The organism is Actinomycetota bacterium, assembly GCA_040754375.1.
Taxonomy (GTDB): domain Bacteria; phylum Actinomycetota; class Acidimicrobiia; order Acidimicrobiales; family AC-14; genus JBFMCT01.
The window spans coordinates 1-9461 of the sequence record JBFMCT010000070.1 but is presented as its reverse complement, the minus strand read 5'-3'; the positions used below and the strand labels follow the sequence as shown (position 1 = coordinate 9461).

Below are 9461 nucleotides of genomic sequence, written 5' to 3'. Positions count from 1 at the left end.
TCCCGCCCGCCGTCCCGCCCGCCGTCCTCCCCGCCGGTTCGGGCCGGGGCCCGGGCCCGGCTCCTGCTGGCCGCGGTGGCCGTCCCGGCCGTATCGGTGGCCTACTTCGCGTCCTCCAGCGGGTTCTACTCCGACGACTACATCAACTTCCGCGAGGCCCAGGTCAACGACCTGACCCTGGCGCACCTGACCGCACCCACGTCGGCCCACTTCGGGCCGGGCCACGTGCTGGGCGACTGGCTGTTCTTCAACACGTTCGGGCTCAGCTTCCCGTGGGCCGTGGCCCTCATGGCCCTGGGCTTCGCGGCCACCCTGGTGGCCCTGCACCGCCTGCTGGCCGAGCTGTACCGGCCAGGACCGGGTGTCATAGTGCTGACCCTCCTCTACGGCGCTTCCACCGTGCACCTGGGCGTGGCCCAGTGGTGGTCGTCGGGCCTCGACCGCCTGCCGGCCACGTTCTTCACGTTCGTCTCGCTGACCGGCTACCTGCGCTTCCACCGGTCCCGCTCGTGGGTGCCCCTGGCCGTCTCGGTGCTGTCGATGGGCGCGGCCCTGATGTTCTACGTCAAGCCCGCCCTCATCCCCCTCTACATCGTCCTGCTGCGGGTCCTGGTCCTCGACCGGGGCCGGACCGTCTCGGAGAACGTGCGGGCGGCTCTCTCGGAGTGGAGGGTGTGGGCCGCCTACGCCGTACCCGTCCTGGCCTACGCGGTGGTGTACCTGCGGGTCTACGACGAGGGCGGCCAGATCTACGAACCTTCCGTGGGCCAACTGGGCGCCTACCTGTGGACGCTGTGGTTCCGGGTGGTCACGCCCAGCTTCTTCGGCCTGCTGCTCGCTCGCGACGACACCCTGTCGGTGGCCCTCAGCGCGGTCGCCCAAGTCGTGCTCGTGGCCCTGGCCGTGTGGGGCGCCCGCCGCTACCGGGGCGCGGGCCGGGTCTACGCCTTCTTCGCGGCCGGCTTCCTGGCCAATGCCGCCCTCATCGGGCTGACCCGCATCGGGTTCTTCAGCGCCCGCACCACCGCCTTCATCCTCTTCTACAACCTGGAGGCCACGTTCCTGGCCGCCATGTCGGTGGCTGCCCTGATGCGGCTACGGCACCAGTCCCTACGGGCGGCCCCGCAACCGGCCGGCCCACCGGCCCAGCAACCGGCTCCGGGCCGGCTCTCGCCCGAGGTGGCCCGGGCCCTGGTGGGTGCGGGGGCAGTCGCGTTCGTGGCCGTCTCCTTGCTGGGCCACCGTCACATCAGCCGTCCCGAGAACTGGGTGGGGCCCCACGCCCGGGCCTACGCCTCCACGACGGCGGCCGCCCTCGACCGGCTCGTGACCCGCTTCCCGACCACCGCCCTGGTCGACAGCGTGGTGCCGGACGTGGCCGTGTTCCCCCGGGCCGGGCCCTACGTGAGCTACTCCGAGGTGCTGCCCGTCATAGACGACCGGGTGGAGTTCGACACCCGCGACCGTGCCCTCATGTACCTCGGCCACGACGGGGCGCTCGTGCCCGTGGCGTTCGACCCGGCCCTGGGGGGTGACGCCGTGACTATGTTCGCCATGGGCGCCCTGACCGTCGACAAGGCCATCCCGGCGTCCACCCCCGAGGGGGTGTGCGTGAGCGCCCTGTCCCAGGGAGCGGTGATCAGCTACACACCGCCGTTCGCCATCTCGGGGGCGCCCTTGTTCGTGGCCATGCGCTACTCGTCGACGACGCGCGAGCTGTTCGGCTTCCTGACCGAGCCTGCGGGCGGGGGTGGCATCCACCAGCGCTTCGCCATGTGGGCCCCCAAGCCCGACCACGCCACGGTCATCGACCTGTCGGCTCCGTCGGCCCAGAAGCTCTACATAGTCATGCTGCCCGGTTCCCAGGTGTGCCTGAAGAGCCTCGAACTGGGCCACCTCGTGCCCCGCTGAGGAGGCGGGTCAGCCGCCTCGGGGCACGAACAGCGTCTGGCGGTGGTGGGCCCAATAGGGGGCGAGGCGGGCCGGGATGACCCGCTCGGACCACTGGTAGCCGGCCACCCGCTCCTCCATGGTGGGGTCCTCGCCCCGGAAGTAGGAGAGCATCGACCATCGCCAGGCGCCCTCGGTGTCGGCCTCCTTGCGGCGGATGGCCCGCAGCACCTTGGCCAGGGGGACCGACGTGTCGGGGAAGGGCGGCAGGTCGAACAGTTCGCTCTCGACGGGCTCGAGGCCGAGGGCGCGGGCCGCGGCCGCTTGGGCGTCGGCGTCGAGGGCCTCGAGGTTGAGGCGGGTGAACAGGTCCTTGTGCCAGTAACGGGCCCGCACCCGGATGAACAGGTTGCGGTTGGGCACGCACGACAGCACGGCCCGGTCGGCCCACCGGCTCTGAGCGGCCAGCACGGCCCACGGGTCGTCGAACCACCACAAGGCGGCGAAGCTGTAGACGAGGTCGTAGGACGCCGACAGCTCCTCGGGCCAGCCTGCGGGGTCGGGACCGTCGACCAGGTGCGGCTCGGGGTGCAGGCCCAGCTGCTCCCAGGCCGTCACGACGGCGTCGAGTCGTTCCTCGCAGAAGTCGAGCAGGCCCACCCGGAGCCCGTCCTGGGCCATGAACACGGTGTCGATCCCCGGGAACCCCATCATGCCGAACAGGGGAGCGTGCAGCACGCTCTGCGAGCCGGTACGGGCCACCGCCGAGCGCAGGATGTCGCGCAGGGCGAACCGTTCGTAGACCGTGCCCAGGCCCTCGTCGTCGTCTTCGATGTAGGTACGCCACTCGAAGCCCAGTTCGTTCTCGTCGCCCATGGACTCGTTGCCCGACACGACACTGACGGCCGACGGCTTGCGGGCCGGCCCCGGGTCGGCGGCCTCGGCGGCAGCGGCCTTCGTGCCAGCGACCTTCGCGCCAGCGGCCTTCGCGGCACCGCGCCCCGTGGCCTCCCCGTTCGCCAGCCACGCCCCCACGGCGGGGATGCCGTCCTCGGCGTCGACCAGGGCCTTCCAGCCCAGTTCGCGTTCGGCCCGGGCCGAGGAGTAGGCCCGGTCGCGGGTGACCACGTCGACGGAATGGACCGTCAGGGGGCTCTCTCCAAGACGGCCCAGGACCGACCACAGCCGGCTCACGCCCGAGGCGGCCAGCCGGGCGGCCCCGGCCGGGATCCCGAAAGACGGCGGGGCCAGGCCCGCGCCCTGGGCCAGCAGCTCCATGATGCGGCGCACGGGCGTGGCTTCGGGGCCGGCCATCACGTAGACCCCGTCGCCGGCCGTGCCCACCAGCAGCAGGCCGGCGACCAAGTCGTCGACGTGGGTCAGGTGGATGCGGTTGCGCCCCGTCCCCGGCAGGCGACGCATCCCCCGGCGCAGGAGGGCGTAGGCCCTGGGCAGCATGCCGTGGGTGTCGTCGAGACCGTAGGTGATCGTCGGCCTCACGACCACCGCCGAACCCGTGGTCCGGGCCAGCACCAGACGTTCGGCGGCCAGCTTGGCCGAGCCGTAGGCCGACTCGGGCCGCGGCGGCGACGACTCGTCGGCCGGGTACTGCTGGTGCCAGCCGTATACCGACGTGGAGCTCACGAGCACGACCCGGGCCGCGGGGTCGACGGCCCGCAGCAGCCGGGCCGTGCCGGCCACGTGCGAGCTGTGCAGGTCGGCGGGCGAGCCCCGGTAGCTCCCGGCCAGGTGGTAGACGAGCCCGCAGCCGTCGGCCGCGGCGGCCAGCGAACCGGGGTCGGCGAGGTCGCCGAACGCCACCTCGACGCCCCCTCCGGATTCCTCGGCGGCCTGGCGGACGGCGTCGGCGGCCGCCTCGCCCCGCACCAGGGCGCGCACCTGGTCGCCGTCCGCCCGAACCAGGGCGCGGACCAGGTGGCGGCCGATGAACCCGGAAGCTCCGGTGACCAGGATCACGAGCGGGCTGAGGTGCCGCCTTGCCCGCCGCTGCCTGCCTGGTCGCCCCTTTGGTCGCGCCCCTCGTCGCGGCCCCGAGGTTCGCCGCCCGGGCCGTCGTGACGGGCCGCCGCGACCAGGGCGGGCTGGCCCGTCGCGGAGGCGGCCCCCGCGGCCCCGGCCACGCCGGCGGCCGTGCCCACGGGCGGGCGCCGCCCCGGGCCCCGGGCCACCCCGGCTGCGATCCGGCCTGCGCTGCGGGGCTCGGCCAGCAGGTTGGTGTAAGCCGCGTTGGCCAGCGGGCAGGCGCAGCGGCGCTCGCGCATCCAGTCGCGGAACTCCTCGGCCGCGTCGGAGAACCACACCCGGGGGAAGTCGAAGTCGTTGTCGCGCAGGTTGCCGAAGCTACGCGACAGCACGCAGCACGACCACACGTCGCCGTCGGCCACGATGTGGACCGACTGGAACCCGGCATGGCACACGGGCATGGCCTCGTTGTCGCCGGCCAGGAACGATGTCACGCGCTCGTAGTACTCCTCGCGCAAGGCCCGGGCCATGTTGGCCACCGTGCCGTGGGCCTGGTCCTCGACTTCGAGCACGGCCTCGGCGGCCACCGCGAACTTGGCGGCCCGGGGGCTGATGCCGGTGGCGATGGTCTGGAGCTCGACCCGTTCCTCGGCCGGCTCGGCGATGTAGGAATCGGCTCCCAGCCGGGCCAGGCCCTGGGCGATCTCGGGGAAGTCGTCCTCGTTCTGGTCCGACACCACGGTGTGGACCCCGACGGTGAGGTTGGGCAGGTCGAGCGCCCGCAGGCCCGTGTAGGTGGCGATCAGCCGCTTCCAAGAGCCCTCGGCCCCCCGCAGGACATCGTGGCGCTCGGGCACGTGGTGGTCGAACGACAGGTTGATGACGAGCTGGGTGTCAGGGCTGGACTTGCAGATCCGCTCGACGCCGGCCAGCACCTGGCGGGTGTACCAGCCGTTGGTGGGGATGTTGACGATGGCCGGCTGGCAGTGGTGGATAGCCGACAGGATGATGTCGGGCAGGTCGCGACGGATGAAGGGCTCGCCCCCGCTGAAGGTCATCCACGTGGGCGTGGGGCCCATGGACTCGAAGACGCGCGCCCACTCGTCGGCCGTGAGCTCGGTGACCTTGCGCTCGTAGACGTTGCAGGAAAGGCAGCGGAAGTTACAGCGGAAGTTGGTGCTGACGACCACGTTGATCGGCAGCAGCCTCGGCCAGCCCTTGGCTCGCCACGAGCTGGCCATGGCCAAGGCGTACCCGGTCCGCGTGAGCCGCTGGAGCCTTGGTGCTCTTGACCATCTCCCAGACATGGTTCTCCCTTCCCCGCACGTAGTCGCCGCGGGCGCGCACGCGGGCCCACGCTTCGAGGGCCACGGCGCCGGCAGTCCACACCAGGCGCTGGGGCTCTTTGCGGGTGCGATCCTCGACGAGGTCTCGCCACAGCTCGAACACGAGAAGGGTGGGCTGCAGGCTGGGGACAGTGTAACCCTGGCGGTGGCGCAGCCAGAGATGACCGGTGTGCACCTGGCGGCGCTGCTTGACGAAGTCCCGCACCGAGCCCGGTCCCTGGTTGGCCACGACGGCCTCGGGCACGTAGGCCGACTTCCACCCGTTGTACTCGATCAGGGCCTGGAAGCAGGCCTCGTCGACCGACGTGCGAGGGAGCGAGACGGCGGCTTCGGACCGCATGGCGATCATCTCGCCCAGCTTGGGTTGGTGGAGAGCCAGGCGGTGATGGAGGCGCCACAGGAGGTGGACGGCGAACCCGATGGGGGTGCTCTCGTCGTTGACGGGTACGGGCCGGCCGCCGGCCATGCCCACTCCCGGGGCCCGCAGGGCACCTACGAGCTGGGCGATGGCACCCGGCTCGGGGAGCACGTCGCCCGAGACCACGGCGATGACCGGCATGGCCGTCTCGCGGATCCCGAAGTTGACGGCCGCCACCTTGCCCGACCGGGCCGCCTCCACGTACAGCCTGACCTTGCCCTCGTTGCGGTTGGCGATCTCCAGGACGGTCGGGACGGTCTCGTCGCTGCACTCGCTGGCGATGACCAGCACCTCACCCACCAGGGGTTCAGCCAAGAGGCGATCGAGGAGCGGGGCGATGTTTGCCCCGTCGTTGTGGGTGGGAACGATCACCCCGACGAGGTCACGGTTGGTCGGGGTGACGGTCGGCGCGCCGTCGCCGCCCGCGGCGAGCACGGCCGCCGCCAGCTCGACGTCGAGTAGCTCGTCGGGGTCGAGGATGGTCACGAGCGGCCCAGTATGGCGCCGCTCGACTGTCCCTGTATAGACCCCTGAACGAGTGGTGTGATCGACGTCCGGGGGGCCACTGGCCCTCCGGTCGACGTTGTGCGGCTCGTCACCGAGTTGTCGCCCAACCCCTACCCCCCACCTATCGCGTAAGTGCTGGGAGCATAGTGTAGGGAGATCGAACCCCCGCAAGTGAGCCCCGACGCGTCCCGCCGTCCCCGGTCCCGCCTATGGCGTGGGCTGGCGGCCGCCGTGGTGGCCGCCGTGGTGGCCGCGCCCTCCCTCGGTCTGGCTTTCGTGTCGCCGGTGACCGCTCAGACGGGTGGCTGCTCACGGGGTCTGGGAGCGGCGTTCGTGGAGATCTCCTCGCCCTTCCAGGGCGAGTCGGTGAGCGGTGAGGTGGCCGTGCGGGCCAGAGCCACGTCGCTGCTGGGCCTGACCCGAGCCGAGCTGCTGGTCAACGGGTCGATGATCGACAGCCGGTCGCTGTCGAACCAGCTCGACGCCTCCATCAGTTTCACGTGGGACTCGTCGCTCACTCCTCCCGGTCTGGCCACCCTGCGGGTGATCGTGTGCGGGGCGGGGGGCCAGCTCGGCCCCTACGGGGAGTCGTCGGTGAGCGTCGACGTGCGGGGCGCGGCCCCCACCACCACGACGCCCGAGACCACGGTGCCGGGCACGGTGGCGCCGCCGGGCGGCTCGGTCCCCACCACCGTCGCCGGGTCGGCGCCGACGTCCACGGCAGTGGCCCCCACCACGACGGCCGCCCCCACCACCACGTCGACGACTGCGCCGCCGGTGGAGGCGCCGGCCGAGCCGCCGCCGTCGATCGCCATCGAGTCCGAGCCCCGGGCGCTGATCATCAACGAGGGCGACGACGGAGGTTCCGGGTCGTTGCCGATATGGGTTGGAGGAGTCGTGGGAGTCTCGGGCCTGGCCGGTCTGGCCGTTTCGCTGTCGGTGCGGGGACGCCGGCCCCCGCCCGTACCGCCGCTGCCGGCGGCGGCCGAGCCCGCCGAGCCCGTTCTGGCCCGTGACTGAGGCCCGGCCGGCCGGGGCCGCCGCCAGGGGGGCCGGTCCTGATGGCGCCGGTGCGACCCCGCCCGAGATCAACGCCTTCCTCGAGGGCCACCTGGCCCGCCACGGCGCCCCCGGGCCGGTGCTCGACCTCGGCAGCGGCAGCGGCTTCTGGCTCGACCGCATGGAGGGCCAGGGGCTGCGTTCGGTGGGTGTCGAGCCCGACTTCGATCGGCTACGCCGGGGCCCGGCCCGGGGGGCGGTGGCCGACGGCGCCCACCTCCCCTTGCGCTCGGGGGCCTTCGGGCTGGTGTGGTGCGTCCACGTGCTCCACCACCTGCCCGACCCGCTCGGCGTCCTGCGGGAGGTCGCTCGCGTCCTCCAGCCAGGGGGTCACCTCGTCCTCGCCGAGACCGTCGAGGACCACCCAGGTATCAGGATCGGCCGCCGGGTCTGGCCGTGGTGGGACGGCGTCCACATCGACTCGCGCTTCACGGCCCGTGATCTCGTCGACCTGCTCGACCAGGCCGGCCTCGATGTCGTCGAGCGGCGCCAGCACAGCCTGGTCTCGTTCGCGGCGTGGGCGCTGCCCGGGGCCCGCCGGCGCACGTGGAGCCTTCTCAACCGGCTGGAGCAACGACTGCCCCGCGGGCTGTCGCGCTTCGGCGCCCACGTCGAGGTGCTGGCCCGGGCTCGGACCTGACGGGCGCACCCGGCGGCGCCGGAGCCGCCGCTGGGCCGCCCAGGCCGACCCGAACACGACGGCGCACGCCCCGAGGGTGGCGAACGTGATGGCCCGGCCGACCCACGATGCCGCCGGCCGTTGGTAGGTCAACGTTATGTCGTGGGCCCCGGCGGGGACGGCCACCCCCAGCAGGGCCCCGTCGGCTGTCAGCACGTCGGCCGGGCGGCCGTCCACCTTGGCTCTCCAGCCCGGGAAGGCGGCCTCGGCCACCACCACCAGGGCGGGCCGAGGAGCGTCGACCCGGATGCGCCAGGCGCCGGGCCGGGGCCGGCTCGACTGGATCTGGGTGGCGGCCCGGTTGCGGGGCGGGCTGAGGTCGTAGAGAGGGGTGGACGCCAGTACCCGGCCGGGCCGCAACTCGCCGCCCACGAGCACGGCGCCGCTCCCGTCCTCGGTCGGCACCTCGATGACCTGCGGTTCCTCCCCGGGCCCGCAGTCGGGGCAGCGCAGGATGAACACGTACTGCTGGCCGGCCGACCCCGGCACCGGGTCGAACAGGAACGACGACAGGGTGTTCTCGTCGTAGCCGCTGTAGCGGCCCACCCGTACTTCGGCGCCCAGGGCCCGGCCCCCCTCGGTGAGCTCGTAGAGGACCAGCTCGGTGGTCGTCGGGAGGCGGTCGAAGAGCACCGACACCCCCCGCAGGCCGTCGACCGCCGCCCGCAGGACCATTCCTGCCCCGCCGTCGATGCTCACGAGCCGCAGGTTGGTGCTCACTCCCAGCCACTGGTGGAGCGAGCACGCCACGGCCACGTTGGCGGCCACATCGGCGGGGGGGCTGGCCGGGGGACCGGTCGGGGCCCCGGTGGCGGTCTCGGTGGCGGCTGGTGGCGGTCCGCAGGCGTTGGCCGCCACCACCCGGTCCACCGGTAGCCCCCGCAGGTCGGCGTCTGCGGGCAGCCCGGTGACCACCGACACGTTTCGCCGGGCCATGGCCACGGCCAGTTCGGGGGCGATCGAACCGTCCTCAAGGGCCACGACCTGCTCGTAGGCCCGGACCATGGGCCGCACGTAGGGGTTGGGGTCGAGGGCCACCCCGGTCACCCGCCGTGGTTCCTCGTCGAGAGGCCCCAGTTCCTCGGAGACGACCCAGCCGGTCGAGAGCAGGCCCAGGGCGGCATGGCGGAAACCGATGGGGGCGTCGAGGGCGGCTGCCGTGAGCTGCCAGACCTCCCGGCTGGCGGCTGCGTGGGGCCAGCCTGTCGAGACCTGCCAGCCGTTGGCCGTCAGTGTCCGGGCCAGGCTGGGGTCGGTGAACGAACGCACAGCCACCCGTTCGCCCAGCGGCAGCGAACCCAGGGCGTCGAGCATCTCGGCGTGGGCCTCGCCGTGGTCGGGCCCGGTCAACGCGTAATAACCCCGGTAGGGGGCCAGGTCGGCGAACAAGATCCCGCACATGGCCAGGGCGGTGGCCGCCCCGAACAGGGGGGCCAGGCGGCGCTGGCGGCCCTCGGCCCAGCGCTGGAGCACGACCAGGGGGTAAGCCGCCCCCAGGGCCACGCCCATGGCGGCCAGGGGCCAGAAGCGGGGGAAGCGGATGTACTCCAGGAACGGCACGAAGCGCTGGGCGGCCACG

At 72.9% G+C, this 9461-nt stretch carries 6 protein-coding genes and 1 pseudogene; 3 read left to right on the top strand and 4 right to left on the bottom strand.

Going from position 1 to position 9461, the window contains the following annotated elements:
- Positions 1-1911 (top strand): hypothetical protein (locus tag AB1673_16965; protein MEW6155649.1); only part of this gene is annotated, 1911 nt, incomplete at its 5' end.
- Between the two features lie 9 nt (positions 1912-1920).
- Here the strand turns inward: AB1673_16965 and AB1673_16960 are convergent.
- Genes AB1673_16960 through AB1673_16950 form a run of 3 tightly spaced genes read right to left on the bottom strand, consistent with a single transcriptional unit; the run spans position 1921 to position 6123 of the window.
- Positions 1921-3867 carry an NAD-dependent epimerase/dehydratase family protein gene (locus tag AB1673_16960; protein MEW6155648.1) on the bottom strand — a complete coding sequence of 649 codons (1947 nt, stop codon included), beginning with the start codon at positions 3865-3867 and terminating at the stop codon, positions 1921-1923.
- Positions 3864-5114 (bottom strand): radical SAM protein, encoded by a 1251-nt coding sequence (locus tag AB1673_16955; protein MEW6155647.1) that lies wholly within the window; start codon positions 5112-5114, stop codon positions 3864-3866. The genes AB1673_16960 and AB1673_16955 overlap by 4 nt, the downstream gene beginning before the upstream one ends.
- The gene (locus AB1673_16950; GenBank protein ID MEW6155646.1) at positions 5035-6123 is read right to left on the bottom strand and encodes a glycosyltransferase; all 1089 of its coding nucleotides are present in this window, start codon (positions 6121-6123) and stop codon (positions 5035-5037) included. The genes AB1673_16955 and AB1673_16950 overlap by 80 nt, the downstream gene beginning before the upstream one ends.
- 192 nt (positions 6124-6315) lie before the next feature.
- Here AB1673_16950 and AB1673_16945 point away from each other — a divergent pair, with 192 nt between their 5' ends.
- Together AB1673_16945 and AB1673_16940 are read left to right on the top strand one after the other, a co-directional pair.
- Positions 6316-7164, top strand: a complete 849-nt coding sequence (locus tag AB1673_16945; GenBank protein MEW6155645.1) for an Ig-like domain-containing protein — start codon at positions 6316-6318, stop codon at positions 7162-7164.
- On the top strand, positions 7157-7843 hold the full coding sequence (locus tag AB1673_16940; GenBank protein ID MEW6155644.1) for a class I SAM-dependent methyltransferase: 687 nt from the start codon (positions 7157-7159) through the stop codon (positions 7841-7843). Before AB1673_16945 ends, AB1673_16940 begins: the two co-directional genes overlap by 8 nt.
- A 171-nt stretch (positions 7844-8014) precedes the next feature.
- Here the strand turns inward: AB1673_16940 and AB1673_16935 are convergent.
- Positions 8015-8557, bottom strand: a pseudogene (locus AB1673_16935) (hypothetical protein).
- Positions 8558-9461: the final 904 nt, after the last annotated feature.

What these genes read in the sequence shown, in the direction of transcription:
- AB1673_16955 (MEW6155647.1), bottom strand. Translation starts at nt 5,114, where the DNA reads ATGGCCAGCTCGTGGCGAGCCAAGGGCTGGCCGAGGCTGCTGCCGATC.